This is a genomic window from Microbacterium terricola, assembly GCF_027943945.1.
GTDB lineage: Bacteria > Actinomycetota > Actinomycetes > Actinomycetales > Microbacteriaceae > Microbacterium > Microbacterium terricola.
Genome location: NZ_AP027141.1, coordinates 452,622 through 467,760, shown reverse-complemented (window position 1 = coordinate 467,760; position 15,139 = coordinate 452,622). Strand labels below are relative to the sequence as shown.

General features: G+C 67.6%; 10 protein-coding genes. 7 read left to right on the top strand and 3 right to left on the bottom strand.

Going from position 1 to position 15,139, the window contains the following annotated elements:
* Positions 1–40 precede the first annotated feature (40 nt).
* Both Microterr_RS02195 and Microterr_RS02190 read right to left on the bottom strand, forming a co-directional pair.
* Complete coding sequence (locus tag Microterr_RS02195; RefSeq protein WP_263796377.1) at positions 41–1,159, bottom strand: glycosyltransferase; 1,119 nt, start codon at positions 1,157–1,159, stop codon at positions 41–43.
* Positions 1,153–1,704 carry an LbetaH domain-containing protein gene (locus Microterr_RS02190; RefSeq protein WP_263796378.1) on the bottom strand — a complete coding sequence of 184 codons (552 nt, stop codon included), beginning with the start codon at positions 1,702–1,704 and terminating at the stop codon, positions 1,153–1,155. The genes Microterr_RS02195 and Microterr_RS02190 overlap by 7 nt, the downstream gene beginning before the upstream one ends.
* 49 nt (positions 1,705–1,753) lie before the next feature.
* On the opposite strand from Microterr_RS02190, the gene Microterr_RS02185 reads away from it, so the two are divergent.
* The 5 genes from Microterr_RS02185 (at position 1,754) to Microterr_RS02165 (ending at position 8,186) form a co-directional block, all read left to right on the top strand.
* On the top strand, positions 1,754–3,040 hold the full coding sequence (locus Microterr_RS02185; protein WP_263796379.1) for a glycosyltransferase family 4 protein: 1,287 nt from the start codon (positions 1,754–1,756) through the stop codon (positions 3,038–3,040).
* 13 nt (positions 3,041–3,053) lie between these two features.
* Positions 3,054–4,082, top strand: coding sequence for a GDP-mannose 4,6-dehydratase (gene gmd / locus Microterr_RS02180; RefSeq protein WP_263796380.1), 1,029 nt, complete (start codon positions 3,054–3,056; stop codon positions 4,080–4,082).
* A complete protein-coding gene (locus Microterr_RS02175) occupies positions 4,079–5,059 on the top strand; it encodes a GDP-L-fucose synthase family protein (protein WP_263796381.1) in 981 nt (326 codons plus the stop codon). The genes gmd and Microterr_RS02175 overlap by 4 nt, the downstream gene beginning before the upstream one ends.
* 407 nt (positions 5,060–5,466) lie before the next feature.
* Positions 5,467–6,819: a UDP-glucose dehydrogenase family protein gene (locus Microterr_RS02170; protein WP_263796382.1), complete on the top strand. Its 1,353-nt coding sequence runs from the start codon at positions 5,467–5,469 to the stop codon at positions 6,817–6,819.
* Between the two features lie 56 nt (positions 6,820–6,875).
* On the top strand, positions 6,876–8,186 hold the full coding sequence (locus Microterr_RS02165; RefSeq protein ID WP_263796383.1) for a leucine-rich repeat domain-containing protein: 1,311 nt from the start codon (positions 6,876–6,878) through the stop codon (positions 8,184–8,186).
* A gap of 17 nt (positions 8,187–8,203) precedes the next feature.
* On the opposite strand, the gene Microterr_RS02160 is transcribed toward Microterr_RS02165, so the two are convergent.
* A complete protein-coding gene (locus tag Microterr_RS02160) occupies positions 8,204–8,677 on the bottom strand; it encodes a VanZ family protein (RefSeq protein ID WP_263796384.1) in 474 nt (157 codons plus the stop codon).
* 173 nt (positions 8,678–8,850) lie between these two features.
* Here Microterr_RS02160 and Microterr_RS02155 point away from each other — a divergent pair, with 173 nt between their 5' ends.
* Complete coding sequence (locus Microterr_RS02155) at positions 8,851–9,777, top strand: hypothetical protein (protein ID WP_263796385.1); 927 nt, start codon at positions 8,851–8,853, stop codon at positions 9,775–9,777.
* Between the two features lie 104 nt (positions 9,778–9,881).
* Positions 9,882–15,116: a DUF7619 domain-containing protein gene (locus Microterr_RS02150; protein ID WP_281974239.1), complete on the top strand. Its 5,235-nt coding sequence runs from the start codon at positions 9,882–9,884 to the stop codon at positions 15,114–15,116.
* Positions 15,117–15,139: the final 23 nt, after the last annotated feature.

Below are 15,139 nucleotides of genomic sequence, written 5' to 3'. Positions count from 1 at the left end.
CGATAGTTGGGGACGTACGGCTGGAGAACACTTACCCGCCTCACATCGCCACCGCCTGACCGTATATCTGCTCGAGGTTCTCGCCCAAGCGGTCGAGTCCCCACCCGGCGGCAACAATGCGAGCGCCGTGAGCTTTCGCGCGTTCCCGCAGTGCTCGGTCATCGACTGCACTGCGGATCGTCGCTGACAGATCCTCGGCAGAACCATCGAACAGGCGCGCGACACCCGCGTTTTGAAGTTCGCGTCCGAGCGGCGAGCTCGTGTCCGCCACGACCGGGGTGCCCTGCGCCACTGCCTCTAGGAGCGTGAGCCCAAACGGCTCATCGCGCGCAGGCAAGACATAGAGCGCTGCCGAAGCCATTGCCCGACCTACGTCTCCACTCGTAGCGGGTCCCAGCCAGTGGAGATCGACATCGGGGTTTGCCTCCGCCATCGCGCGGATCCGTGCCGCCTCCCCCTCGTCGGGGCCGATTAGCAAATACCTGGCGACAAGACCCTCTCGACGCGAGATGATCGCCGCCCGCGCAAACACTTCGGGGCGCTTGCGCTCGTGGAGCCGTGCCAAGTAAAGGATGGTCGGTGGGTCGTCGTCCTTCCTGACCTCGGGTTTGACGGCCACAGCATTGGTCACTACGCAGGCGGCGATTCCAATGAAGTCGTTGCGCAACTGGGAGAGTTCCAGCGGATTCAGCGCCATCACCATCCGCGCGCGGGCGACGAGTCGCCGGGTGACCAGCTTGTCAAAAGCGGCATGGGATAGCGACCGTCGGGTGAGCATCCCGTGAGGCTGCACAACCATTGGAGCCTTGAGGGCCGCCGCCGCGCGAGTCGTGACGAAGTCTCGCGCAAGGTGAACATGGGATATATCGAAAGCTTGCGAGTTCCGCCTGACCCACGTCCGAAGCCCTGGCGCAGTTCGATGGGCGAAAGACCGAGTCACGGTCGGCACGGAGGGGAAGAGAACCGCGGAGATACCATCAATTTCCGTTCGGCCGAGCTCGTACCCTTCCGAGCCCGCGACGATCGTTACTTCATGTCCTCGGGAGCGCAGGGCCGTTGCCTGCGCGATCGCCACCGAGTTCGGCCCGCCATACCTTCGCGCGGGAGAGACGTGCCCCACGATGTGCAATATGCGCAGTGGGCGACCGTCATTCACCATCTGGGTCCCCGTTGCAGGAATGGATCGCCGCCCCATCGCTCGCCCGCGCCGACTACACCTCGCACCACTGACATCGGCTCGACGACCGCCGATCTGCCAACGACCGCGCCCCCCAGCACCATGCACCGCGCCGTGATCCACGCGCCCGACTCGACACGAATTGGCCGGGTAATCAGCGCCATGTCACGCCGATGCGCGTGACTCCCCGTCGTCAAGAACGTTTCCTGCGAGATCACGACATCGTGCCCCACATAGATGTGGTCCTGGTTGTGGAACCAGACGCCCTCGCCGATCCAGGAGCGATCGCCGATGTGCAGCTTCCACGGGAACTTCACCCGCGTGCGCGGCCGGAAGATCACGCCGCGACCGATCTCGGCGCCAAATGCGCGAAGCACGCGTATCCGCAGTCCGGAGCTGATCTGCCAGGGGTTCGTGACGAACAACAGCTCGCAGATCCCCCAGAGATACACCTGCCACGACGGACGATCCCACGCGGCGCGCTCACCGGGTGCCTTCGAGAGATCGATGATCGGCACGTCGTCCACGTCGTCTCCTCAGGTAATTCGGCCCAACCACCCAGGGTAGCCTTGGGCTGTGTCGCGTCAGTCACGCCGAGTGCTCGTGCTCGGGCTCAACTATCCCCCGGAACAGACCGGTATTTCGCCGTACACCGGCGCGATGGCCCGGGGGATCGTCGGTCGCGGCTATGAGACTCGGGCGCTGACTGCGCACCCCCATTATCCGGAATGGGAGGTGAGACAAGGCTACGGGCAATGGGCGCGCACGGAGGGCGTCGACGGTGTGCGCGTCACCCGCCTTCGTCACTATGTACCCTCCCGCCCATCGGGCCTTCGCCGCGCCTTCTCCGAACTCACTTTCGGCGTGCGTCAGGCGACACGCCGCTGGGGAGGTCCGGACGCTGTCGTCGCGGTGTCACCGGCACTGATCTCCACGTTGGTCGCACAAGTGCGCGCGCGCCTGCTCCATCGCAATACTCCCTTCGTCGTGTGGGTGCAGGATCTTTACAGCCTCGGCCTCAAGGAGACTGGTCAGCCCGATGGGCTGACCGTGCGGATGATGGTGCGACTCGAGGGTCTGGTCTTGCGCCGGGCAACGCGTGTGGTCGTCATTCACGACCGCTTCGCTCGCCGGGTTCACGAGGACTTCGGTGTGCCGCTCGATCGGATCGACGTCGTCCGCAACTGGACGCATCTGCCCTCGACGGCACCCGTCGAACGCATCGAGGCGCGTGCCGCGCTCGGGTGGTCGGTCGACGAGACGATCGTCCTCCACGCGGGCAACATGGGCGTGAAGCAGGGGCTCGGCAACGTCGTCGAGGCTGCCAGGCTCGCTCACGAGCAGAAACACGCGATGCGATTCGTGTTCCTCGGCGGCGGTTCAGAGCGCGAGCATCTCATCGCTCAGGCGGGGGACCTCGGCACCGTAACGTTCCTCGACGCGCTGTCCGACACCGAGTTCGCGTCGGCGCTGCAGGCCGCGGACGTCCTGCTCGTGAACGAAAAGCCGGGCGTCGCCGAGATGGCAGTGCCCAGCAAGCTCACCTCCTACTTCGCCGCCGGCCGGCCCGTGCTGGCGGCCACCGACCGGTCCGGGATTACCGCCGAAGAGATCGGGCGCTCCTGTGCCGGAGTGGTGGTGCCTGCCGGAGACCCGCAGGCTCTTCTGGACGGTGCCCTCCAAATCGCGTTCGACTCCGCCGCCGCAGACGCCATGGGCGCGGCCGGCCGTCGTTTCCGCGATACGGTACTGGACGAGGAAACGGCGATCGATGCATTCGACGCGCTGCTGACTCGCGTCATCGATGGCGATGATCTGCTCAGCCGAGTTCCCGAACCGGCCAATCGCGACCACGCTCACTGAACACGGAGACTCGATGACCAAGCGCGCTCTCATCACCGGAATCACCGGACAGGACGGCTCCTATCTCGCAGAGCTGCTGCTCGCGAAGGGATATGAAGTGCACGGCCTGATCCGCCGCGCCTCGACGTTCAACACCGCGCGCATCGATCACCTCTATGTCGACCCGCATGACCCTGAGGCCAAGCTCTTCCTGCACTACGGCGACCTGAGTGACGGCGCACGTATGGTCACGATGCTGTCTGAGATCAACCCCGACGAGGTCTACAACCTCGCTGCACAGTCGCACGTGCGCGTCTCGTTCGACGAGCCTGAGCACACGGCCGACACGACCGGAACCGGCACGATCCGCCTGCTCGAGGCCGTGCGCCTGTCCGGCATCCACACGCGCTTCTATCAGGCGTCGACCTCCGAGCTCTACGGAGCGACCCCACCCCCACAGAACGAGGAGACGCCGTTCTACCCGCGGTCGCCGTACGCCGCGGCGAAGCTGTACAGCTACTGGATCACGAAGAACTACCGCGAGGCGTACGACATGTTCGCGGTCAACGGCATCCTCTTCAATCACGAGTCCCCGCGCCGCGGCGAGACCTTCGTGACGCGCAAGATCACGCGCGCTGTGGCGCGCATCAAGGCGGGTACCCAGAAGGACCTGTATCTCGGCAACCTCGACTCGATCCGCGACTGGGGCTACGCCGCAGAGTACGTCGAGGGCATGTGGAAGATGCTGCAGGTCGACGAGCCGGAAGACTTTGTGCTCGCGACGGGTGTCGGCTACACGATCAGAGACTTCCTCGAGACCTCGTTCGGGCATGTCGGACTCGACTGGCAGGAGTTCGTGAAGTTCGACGAGCGCTACCTGCGGCCGACCGAGGTCGACGCGCTGATCGGCGACCCGGCGAAGGCCGCAGACAAGCTCGGGTGGGTGCCGACCATCCACGGCGACGAGCTTGCCCGACTCATGGTCGACGCTGACATCACCGCTCTGGCCGAAGGTCACCAGTGGATCGACACGGTGAAGCTCCCCTCGTGGGGAACGGTATGACCGCGAGCGACGGCCTCGACTACACGCCGGACGAACTCGACCGCGACGCCACCTTCTACGTCGCGGGGCACCGAGGACTCGTCGGCTCGGCAATCGTGCGCAAGCTCGAGGCTTCGGGGTTCGAGAACATCGTCGGCAAGAGCTCGGCGGAACTCGACCTGAAGGATCGCGATGCGGTCTTCGCGTACCTGTCCGAGATCAAGCCGAAGTACGTGGTGCTCGCCGCGGCAAAGGTCGGCGGCATCCTCGCCAACAGCACGTTCCCGGTGGACTTCCTGAGCGACAACATCCGCATCCAGACGAATGTGCTCGACGCGGCGCTCGCGAACGACGTGGAGCGCGTCGCGTTCCTCGGTTCGTCGTGCATCTACCCGAAGTTCGCCGAGCAGCCGATCCGCGAGGACTCGCTGCTGACCGGACATCTCGAGCCCACAAACGATGCCTATGCGATTGCGAAGATCGCCGGCATCCTGCAGACGCAGGCCGTGCGTCGCCAGTATGGGCTGCCCTGGATCTCGGCGATGCCGACGAACCTATACGGGCCGAACGACAACTTCTCACCGAAGGGCTCGCACGTGCTACCGGCGCTGATCCGGCGCTACGACGAGGCCGCAGCATCCGACGCCCCATCTGTCACGAACTGGGGAACCGGGACGCCGCGACGTGAGTTCCTTCACTCCGACGACATGGCCGATGCTGTGCTGCACCTGATGGAGCACTACGACGGACCGGAGCAGGTGAACGTCGGCACGGGGTCTGATGTGACTATCCGGGAGATTGCCGAGACCATCGCGGATGTCGTCGGCTTCGACGGCAAGACCGAGTGGGACACCACAAAGCCCGACGGCACGCCGCAGAAGCTGCTCGATGTCTCCAAGCTCGCGGCTGCCGGCTGGACGGCGCAGATCAGCCTCGAAGAGGGCCTCGACCGCACAGTCGCCTGGTACCGCGACCACGTCGGCACTATCCGGGAGTAGACCCGTTCCGATCGCCTAAGCCAAGGCCAGTTGCCCGTCCGAGTCCTGCATCTCGTGCAGCGGCGAACAGTACGGATGCGTCCCTCGCCAGACGGCGGCGTGCGCAGGAAGTGCGGCGCCGCACTCCTCACATGTCACGTGACCGGCCCCCCAGACGGCACGGTCGAAACGCTCGAAAATACTCATGAGCATCGTTCTCCCCAGAACAGTAGCTCTCCGCCTCGCGGCGGACCCCCGGACGATGAACGTCCTTTGGGTGAACGCTACGTGATGGGTCGATCATGGTCAAGCAACCGCGCCCGTCTCACGGGCTGTGGGCAGGAGCCGTTCTGATAGGAATAGAGGCGAGCCTGCGCCGATGGCCCGACGGCGCGAGCCGGACCCGACCACCAACCCCTGGGAGCGCCATGCGTCTGTCTGTCATCGGCTGCGGCTACCTCGGAGCAGTTCACGCGGCCGCGATGGCCTCGATCGGCCACGACGTGGTCGGCATCGACGTCGATGAGCGCAAGATCGAGTCGCTGTCGAAGGGCGAGGCGCCCTTCTTCGAGCCGGGCCTCCCCGAGATCCTGGCCGAGGGCATCGCGTCGGGGCGTCTGCGCTTCACGACCGACATGGCCGAGGCGCGGGGCGCCAAGGTCCACTTCGTCGGGGTGGGCACACCTCAGCAGCGGGACAGCTACGCGGCGGACCTCACGTACGTGAACGCGGCCATCGACGGGCTGCTCCCGTACCTCGAGCCGGGCGACCTCGTCGCCGGCAAGTCGACGGTGCCGGTGGGTACCGCAGCAGACCTCGCCGAGCGCGTCGCGCCGACCGGAGCGACGTTGGTCTGGAACCCGGAGTTCCTGCGCGAAGGCTTCGCCGTGAAGGACACCGTCGACCCCGACCGTCTCGTGGTCGGAGTGCCCACTTCGACAGGCTCAGTGAGCGGGAGCGGCTCAACGACCGACAGCGTCGACGAAGGCGAGCGCGCGGCTCAGATCCTCCGCGAGGTGTATCACCCGTCGGTGGCCAAGGGCACGCCTTTCATCGTGACCGACTACGCCACCGCCGAGCTCGTGAAGGTCTCGGCCAACGCGTTCCTGGCGACCAAGATCAGCTTCATCAACGCGATGGCCGAGATCGCCGAGGTCACCGGCGCCGACGTCACCACCCTGGCCGACGCCATCGGTCACGATGTTCGTATCGGCCGCCGCTTCCTCGGCGCCGGCATCGGCTTTGGGGGCGGCTGCCTGCCGAAGGACATCCGCGCCTTCTCGGCACGCGCCGAAGAGCTCGGGCGCGGCGAGTCCGTCGCGTTCCTGCGCGAGGTCGACGCGATCAACCTCCGTCGTCGCGACCGCGCCGTCGACCTCGTCGTCGCCGGCCTCGGCGGCGCGGTGTTCAAGAAGAACATCACCGTGCTCGGAGCCGCCTTCAAGCCGCACTCCGACGACATCCGCGACTCCCCTGCCCTGGATGTCGCGGTGCGCCTGCACGGCCTCGGCGCCTGGGTGACGATCACGGATCCGGCCGCGATCGAGAACGCCCAGCGCCTGCACCCTCAGCTGAACTACGTCGCCGATCGCGACGAGGCGCTGCGTGGCGCGGATGCTGTCATCGTCGTCACCGAATGGGACGAGTACCGTCGCGAACTCTCGCCGGAGCACGCAGCATCCCTCGCGACCGGCCGAGTCGTGGTCGACGGCCGCAACTGCCTCGATGCCGCGGCCTGGCGCGCCGCCGGCTGGGAGTACTACGGGATGGGTCGGCCGTAGACCTCGGCGCCGAAAATCGCGTGACCAAGGCGCATTCGCGCTGCTATCTTGCACGCATGCTCAACCCGAAGCAGTCCCTCCTTCGTCGCGCCCTGCCTGCGATGCTCGCGGCAGCACTCGTGCTGGCCGGCGCCGTGTCGCCCGCGAGCGCCTTGGTGCCCTCCGTCACCGCACCGATCGCGGCGAGCTTCAAGTCCGGCATCAAGGTCGGCTCGTTCACCTACGAGATCGACACGGTCGCGCGCACCGCGACACTCACCGGCTGGAACGGCAAGCGCAAGACGACGATCACCGTCCCGGCGACGATCAAGGCGGGCGACAAGACCTACAAGGTGACCAGGATCGGATATGGCGCGTTCGCCGGTCCGGTCTGGTATGTGCTGCCAGGCCCGTCCCCTGTCCCCGCCACCAAGGCGGTGATTCCATCCGGCGTCAAGTGGATCGACGACTACGCGTTCTATGGGAACCACATCACGTCATTCTCGATTCCGGGGAGCGTGGACTACATCGGCACGAGCGCCCTGGATCAGGACGAGATCGGACACTCCGGCTGGCTGCGAAAAGTGACGTTCCGCGGCGATGCGCCGACCATGTCCGAGCTCGGCGAGCACATCTGCTCACCAGGAGGCTGCGAGTACAACGGCGCGGCGCCGCTGGGCATCGGCAACGGCCTCATCGTCTACTACAAGACGGGGGCCGAGGGGTTCACGACACCGATCTGGGCGGGCTACCTGACCGCCCGTGGAGGCACCAAGGCGGTTCCGACCGGCTACGGACCTCGCGCCCAGGAGCTCATGGTTTCCCTCGATCGCGATGCCGTCAGTGGTGCACAGCTGACCGCAAGACTGCGGGCCTGGGCCGTGGGCGGCAAGCTCGCACCGCAGCCCACGAAGCTCACGTTCCTGTGGCAGTTGCGACAGGACGACGGAACATGGAAGAAAATCGGCAGCGGCAAGACGGCAACGGTGCCGACGGGCAGTGCCGGCAAGCCGCTGCGCATCCTGACGATCGCGAAGGGCCCGGGAACGCGCGAGTCGGTTCTCCAACTCGGCCTCTATAGCGTGCGCTTCACCTTCACCACGAAGCCGAAACCGAAGATCACGCTGCCGACTGGAGTGACGACCGCGAAGGTCGGCACGAAGCTGACCGCAACCGGCGCAAGCGCCAAGAGCTGGTCGCCCGACGCAGACAACGTCAGCTATCGCTGGTACCGCAATGGCACGGCGATCACGAAGGGCGGCGGATCGAAGACCTACACGGTGACGTCCGCCGACCTCGGCAAGAAGCTCACCGTCCGCGCGACGGCCACCAAGGACGGCTACGCCAAGTCGACACGACTCTCAGACGCGCTCACTGCGCCGAAGTAGGTCGAGGACCACGAGCTTCAGGGCGCGCGAAACCGCTCGATCACCAGAACGAGCCCGAGCCCTATCGCCGCGCCTGCCGTGTTCGCGACGACATCGAGCAGGCTCGGCGTGCGCTCGCTCAGCAGCACGGCCTGACCGAGCTCGATCACGACGGATGCGGCAAGGCCGATCGGCACGACGAACGCACGCAGGCGCGGCGCGGCGAGCGCAAGAAGCACTCCGAAGGGCACGAAGAGCAGGACGTTCGCGCTGAACTCGATCACCTCGTAGCTCAGCCATGGCAGCGCGCGCGTCACCGCCTGGAGCACATCCGACAGATCGCGGTCGACGGGCTGCGGCCAGAACGCGATGAGCGCAAGGGCCAGCAGGTACACGGCGATGAGCACCCGTGCGACTCGGCGCCGCGTCGGGCGGGCAGCATCCCTCGTCCGCAGGGTCGGCACGGTGGACGTCTCCGTCGACACAGACGGCTGCGTGCGGGTATCGGTCATGTCGCTCCCGGTGGTCGGGGCGGCGACGGTGCCGCGAGGGTTCCGCCGATTCTACTGCCGGGGCGTCCACCTGCACGGGGTGGGGTGAGGCGGCGACGGCGACGCCACCGCGCCGTCCGCGGGGCGTAGCATGCTGGGCACCGCACACGGCCGCGCGCACCCGGGGAGATCAGATGACCGAAGACCTGGTCGCCGCCGCCACCACCGGCCATCGCACTCATCGCTACCTGCGGCTCTCGCTCGCGCTCGTCGTCTTCGCATTGCTCGCGGCGGTGTTCATCGAGTCGATCCGCATCGGCGACGTGCTCCCTTCGATCAGCCACTACTTCTACACGCCCGCGCGCAACGTGTTCGTGGGAGCGCTGGTCGCAGTATCCCTCGCGCTCCTCGCCCTGTCCGGCCGCGACCGTGCGACCGTCCTGCTCGACATCGCCGCCGTGTTCGCGCCGCTCATCGCGCTCGTGCCCACCAGCGCGCTCCCGGCCGGACCGCTGATCGGCGGACTGGAGGGCCCACAGCCCTCCGAGGGCGTGCCGCCCGCGTACATGCCGGACATCTACAACGGCATCATCACGTACGCGGTCGTCGTGGCGGCGATCATCCTCGTCACGGTGGTCATCCACAGCGAGAACCTGTGGACATGGGGCATCGTCCTGCCCAGTGCGATCGCGGTGGTCACGGCCGTGCTCCTCCTGCTGCTCGCGTTCCTTCCTGCGTGGAACGACGGCTTCCCCTTCAATGCGTGGCCGATCCCCAGCATCCACTACACCGCCGCGCTGCTGTTCTTCGGGGCGTTCGCCGCCGTCGCGATCCTGAACGCCTTCTGGCGCGAGACCGACGACGGCCCGGAGCCGACGCCGGGGCAACGCCTCACATACGCGGTCATCGGCGTGCTGATGATCCTCGACATGGTGCTGCTGATCGTCGCGGGGATGCTGCGCCCCGACCCCGAGGGCTTCCCCTGGATCTTCGTGGGCGAAGCCATCGCACTCATGCTGTTCGCCGTCTTCTGGGTGGTGCAGACGGTGCAGCGCTGGGATGACCCGGATCAGCCCTCTGTTGCGGAGCCTCTTGCAGCATCTGACTCGCCTACGCCATGATCTGAGCCAGCAGCGCTCTCAGTGGGGAGAGAGCACGCGCTCTCATTTGGGGCAGAGCGCACGCTCGCTGCTCTGGGTCTGGGGAGGCTCCGGTGGGGAAGAGCATGCGTGCGTTCGTGGCGTTCGCCGTCACATGGGCAGTGGTCGTCGCAGGGGTCGCACCAGCAGCGATGGCCTCGACACCCGAACCGATCTCGTCGGCCGAGTCCACACCGGCCCCGACGCCGAGTCCCGATCCCACACGGGATGCGTCGACACCGCCGAAGCCGGCCGCGAGCGCGTCGAGCGCCGCCCCGACGCCCGCTCCGTCCCGGACGCCCGCCGCGCGCGACCGCTCCCGCACCACGTCGCCCTCGACCACCGACGAAGTCGCCGAGTGCGTGCCGACCACACTCGCCACCTGGAACGCCGCTCTGCCGGCCCAGGGCAGCCTCTCCGACGACGGCCCGGGTCACTGCTACGACCTGGCGATCACCCAGACCGACGACTACCTCGTGCGGCTCGGGGCGCCGGAGACCGTCGCGATGACCCTCAACATCGCCGACGGCGGCACGGCCGTCGGCACGATCTACTCGAGCTCGCCGGAGCCGCTCACGCGCACGCTGGCTGCCGGTCACACATACCGACTCACCCTCACGGGCGACTCCGGCGACTACGCCATCGGGGTGTTCCGGCTGTCGAGCACGGCCGGCTGCACGACTGCCCTTCCGACGGCGTGGGATGCTGCCGCCACCACGATCACGTTCGCCCAGCCCGCCACCGTCGCGTGCCGATCGATCCCGGCCGCCGCGAACAATGTCGTCCGCGTCACCGCCACCACTGAGGCGAGCGCGACGACCGCGCGAGTGGTCAACGGAAACGGCAATGCGCTGTGCAACACGCGTGCGACCCTCAGTTCCTCGCCGGCGCCCGTCGACTGCACGCTCAGCGGCGGGAGCCCGTGGCGCGTCCTCGTCTACAACGACCGCTACAGCAGCCCGGACGATCCGCTGACGGCAGACCTCTGGGCGGCGACGTACAACAGCACCGCGGGCTGCGTCGCCGGCGCCCTCGGCGCCTGGGGCGATCAGCTCCCGATCTCCGCCGAGCGGAACACCGCTCATGGCGCGGAGTGCTTCCTCGTGACCACTGCGCAGGCCGGCGCCTACGCCCTGCGCATCGTCGACCAGAGCGATCGGTGGACGGCATCGGTGCAGCTGTACGACGCGACCGGGGTTCCGGCCGCGACCGTTTCGGCCGACTTCTCCGGGGTGAGCACCGCCACCGACCTCAAGCCCAATCACGTCTACCGGCTGATCGTCACAGGCGACCCCGATGGTTGGGACGGCGCATACACGGCCGGGATGCTTCGCATCGCCGCCACGGCCGGCTGCACGACTCTGCCCTCCACGGCGTGGAATGCGGCTGCCGCCACGACGGACTTCACCACCGGCGACGAACTCAACTGCACCATGTTCACCGCGTCATCGTCGGCCGCCGTGCGGGTCACGCACGACGCGTCCGCCGATCACGTCATCGAAACGGTGCTGAACTCGTCCGGCGCGACCGTCTGCACCCTCAACGCGTGGTGGACGACGTCCGTCGCCCAGGACTGCACGCTGTCCGGAGCGAGCCCGTGGCGCCTGATCACCTCGCTGGGCCCCCAGGCGACCGAGCGGGCGAGCGTGACCGCAGACATCTGGGTGAGCGACTACGCGTCGACGACCGGCTGCACGGCCGGAAGCCTCGCCGCGTGGGGTGCTGACCTGCCCGTGGTCGGCTCGCGCTCGACCACGCGGCCAGCCGACTGCCACCTCCTCACGACGGCCCAGGCGGGCCCCTACCTCCTTCGCGCCGCGAACGATGCCAACGAGCAGTGGACGGCCGAGGCCGGCCTGTACGAGGCGAACGGCAACCTCGCCGTGCAGACCGTGTCGAGCAGCTGGGGCTCCTTCGCGACGGCGAACCTCAAGGCGAATACGACCTACCGGCTGATCGTCCGCGGCGACACCGACGGCTGGCCCGGCGACTATGCGGTCGGCCTCTACCGCCTCGCCGCGACGAGCGGCTGCGCGTCGAGCGTCGACGACACGGTCTCGCTCGTCTCACCGCGCGCCGCCCACCAGCGCACGTCCGAGGAGGCAGTGGACTGTCACGCGTCGAGTCTCGCCCGCAACAGTCACGTGCGGGTGGACGTGCTGCGCGCCACGAACGACCCGCTGGCGTGGCAGATCGTCGACGCCACCGGGGCCTACCAGTGCAGCGGCAGCGCGCCGACGCACGGTGCGGACTGCAACCTGACCGGCCCGACGCCGTACCGCGTGCTCGTGACGGGGCAGGGCACTGACCCGTACGAGATCGGGCTGCGCAGGGTGACCGACGGGGTCGGCTGCCCTCTCATCTCCAATGTGGCCTCCGGCATCCCTCCGCAGAGCGGAACCCTCACCCGCGCACTCGACGTGCGCTGCTACCGCTTCCCCGGCGGCGCCGGCGACGAGATCGGCCTGCAGGCGGTCAACCGCGACCTCGAGAACGTGGACTACCGCGTCGACCTCTACGACCCCGAGGGTGCGGCGCTCGGCCAGGCCCCGTGGGACGGCGCTCAGGGATTTGAGCTGCAGATGTCGGGCGAATACCTCGCCGTCGTCTCACTCGGCTCGCAGACACCCGGCGCGTTCCGATTCAGCACGACTTGCTTCAACCCCGCCTGCGGCACCGACGCGCTGACGGTCGTCTCGACCAGCCCGTCACGAGTAGGCGCGTCCGCGGAGGTCACGGTCAACGTGCGCGGCAAGGCACTGGGCGCCGACACCACCATTGAGCTCACGAGCGGGTCGCAGACGATCGTCGGCACCGTGATGTCGGTCAGCGACGACGGTCGCGAACTCGGGGTGCACTTCGATCTGACCGGACGAGCCGGCTCGTGGGGGCTGCGGGCGACCGCGCCGGACGGGCAGACGTCCTCGGTCGCCAACGCGGTCTCGATCGGCGCGGTTCAGTTGCCGAAGATCACCACCTCGGTGAACGCGCTGGGACGGTTCGTGGCCGGGCGTCCGCAGACGGTGTCGATCACGGTCGAGAACTCCGGCAACGTCGACGCCCTCGGCGTTCCGATCTTCATCGAAGGCCTACCGGCCGGCTCCACCATCAAGCCGCTGTTCGACATCTACGGGGCGGTCGCCCCGGACGCCCCGGTGACCGTGCGGGACTTCGTCGCGGAGAACATGGTCTACTCCGAAGAGGACGGCGTCGCGATGCCGCTCATGGTCTCGCGTCTGCCCGGTGGCGGGAAGGCTCAATTCGCGTTCGAGGTCACGATCGGTCAAGCCGTCGACTACGCGTTCGCCGTGCGAGCGGGCGAGTGCTTCTTCTTCGAGACCGCGACCGTTTCGACCACGAACCGCTCACTCAAGGGCGTCGACGCGTTCGGCATCAGCTTCGGTGGATGGGGTGCCGGCGGGTGCACGGATGCGCTCGTCGATCTCGCCACCGGATTCATTCCGGGCAGCGATTGCCAGGGTCTCGCCATCGACACCGGCCTCGCCATCTCGCGCAACATCGTGCAGGGAGCGCCGCCGTTCTCGGCCGCCTCCACCTCGGACATGTTCTGGTCGGCAGTCGGCACCGCCGCCTGCGTGGGCTCGTTCACCCCTGCGGCGCCGATCCTCAAGGGGATCATGGGGGTGAAGAATCTGTTCAACGCCGGCAAGCAGTGCTGGCCGAAGGACTCCGACAACCCCGTTCAGTCGGTCGCCTCACTCGACCCGAACGAGATCGCCGGCCCGGCCGGCGGTGGGGAGCAGCGCGCGATCCGCGGTGAGGGGACGTTCCGGTACGCGATCTTCTTCGAGAACTCGAAGGATGCGACCGCTCCGGCCCAAGAGGTGCGCATCACGAATCAGCTCGATCCCGCCGTGTTCGACCTGAGCACCGTGCGCTTCGCCGGCATCCACTTCGGCAGCCGCACCTACACGCCGCCGGCCGACTCCCCCGCGCTCGACGACACGATGGATCTCGAACGGGCGGATGGCCTGCAGCTCGATGTCACCGCGTCGGCGACAGCATCCGGTCTCCTCACCTGGCACCTCGCCTCGTCCGATCCCTTCACGGGCGTGCTGCCACAGGATCCCTTCGTCGGATTCCTCCCCCCGAACACGAACGGCACCGAGGGGCAGGGCGTCGTCTACTACGACGTCGCGCTGAAGAGCGCGGTCGGCAACGGCGCGACCGTCACGAACGTCGCCGACATCGTGTTCGACCTCAACGACGCGATACGCACCAACACGTGGTCGAACCTGATCGACCGCGACACCCCGACGGCATCGCTCACGGCGCCAGCCACCTCTTCGACGCCGGCATTCCCGGTCACGTGGACCGTCGCCGACGCGACGTCTGGCGTCGATCACGCCGACATCTACGTGTCGACCGACGGCGGCGCATACGAGTTGTGGAAGACGGCGACCGCGTCGGGATCCGACACCTTCGCCGGTTCGATCGGGCACGTCTACGGCTTCTCGGTGACGGCGCGGGACTTCGCCGGCAACACGAGCCTGCTGCCGCCCACACCGCACGCCACGACGTCTGTGCAGACCCTGAGCGGGCCGACCCCCACGGTCGCAGGCAGCGCTTCGGTGGGGTCGACCCTCACCGCGACAGCGGGCGTCTGGACGACGGGCGCGACGCTGGCCTATCAGTGGCTGCGCGACGGGGCCCCGATCGCGGGCGCGACAAAGGCGACCTACAAGGTGGCGAAGGCCGATCGCGGCACCAGGCTCGTCGTGCGCGTCACCGGCTCGAAGGGCGGCGAGACGCTCGTCAAGACGTCGGCGGCGACCACACGGATTCCGACCGTCGGCGCGGTGACTGTGAGCGGCACGGTGCGGTACGGCGCGACGCTGACGGCGAAGGCCGGCACCTGGACGGCCGGGACGACCTTCACCTACTCGTGGCTGCGCAACGGCAGCGCGATCAAGGGCGCCACGAAGGCGACCTACAAGCTCGGCTCGGCCGACCGCGGCAAGCAGATCTCGGTGAAGGTGACGGGCAAGAAATCGGGCTACACCACTGTCTCGGCCACCTCGGCCAAGACGGCGAAGGTCGCGACCGTCGGCACGGTGAAGATCGCCGGCACCGCCGTCGTCGGCCGGACCCTCGGCGTGTCGAAAGGCACGTGGACGTCGGGAACGACGTTCGCCTACTCCTGGCTGCGCAACGGCGTCGCGATCAAGGGCGCTACGAAGGCGACGTACAAGCTCGTCACCGCCGACCGTGGCAAGCAGATCACGGTCAAGGTGACCGGCAGGAAATCGGGCTACGCGACGGTGACGGTGACCTCGTCCAAGACCGCGAAGGTCCGGTGACGCGCGGCGACACGATGTTCGCC

Coding starts and splice junctions, on each gene's coding strand:
- Microterr_RS02195 (WP_263796377.1), bottom strand. CDS start 1,159: ATGGTGAATGACGGTCGCCCACTGCGCATATTGCACATCGTGGGGCAC.
- gmd (WP_263796380.1), top strand. CDS start 3,054: ATGACCAAGCGCGCTCTCATCACCGGAATCACCGGACAGGACGGCTCC.
- Microterr_RS02175 (WP_263796381.1), top strand. CDS start 4,079: ATGACCGCGAGCGACGGCCTCGACTACACGCCGGACGAACTCGACCGC.
- Microterr_RS02170 (WP_263796382.1), top strand. CDS start 5,467: ATGCGTCTGTCTGTCATCGGCTGCGGCTACCTCGGAGCAGTTCACGCG.
- Microterr_RS02165 (WP_263796383.1), top strand. CDS start 6,876: ATGCTCAACCCGAAGCAGTCCCTCCTTCGTCGCGCCCTGCCTGCGATG.
- Microterr_RS02160 (WP_263796384.1), bottom strand. CDS start 8,677: ATGACCGATACCCGCACGCAGCCGTCTGTGTCGACGGAGACGTCCACC.
- Microterr_RS02155 (WP_263796385.1), top strand. CDS start 8,851: ATGACCGAAGACCTGGTCGCCGCCGCCACCACCGGCCATCGCACTCAT.
- Microterr_RS02150 (WP_281974239.1), top strand. CDS start 9,882: ATGCGTGCGTTCGTGGCGTTCGCCGTCACATGGGCAGTGGTCGTCGCA.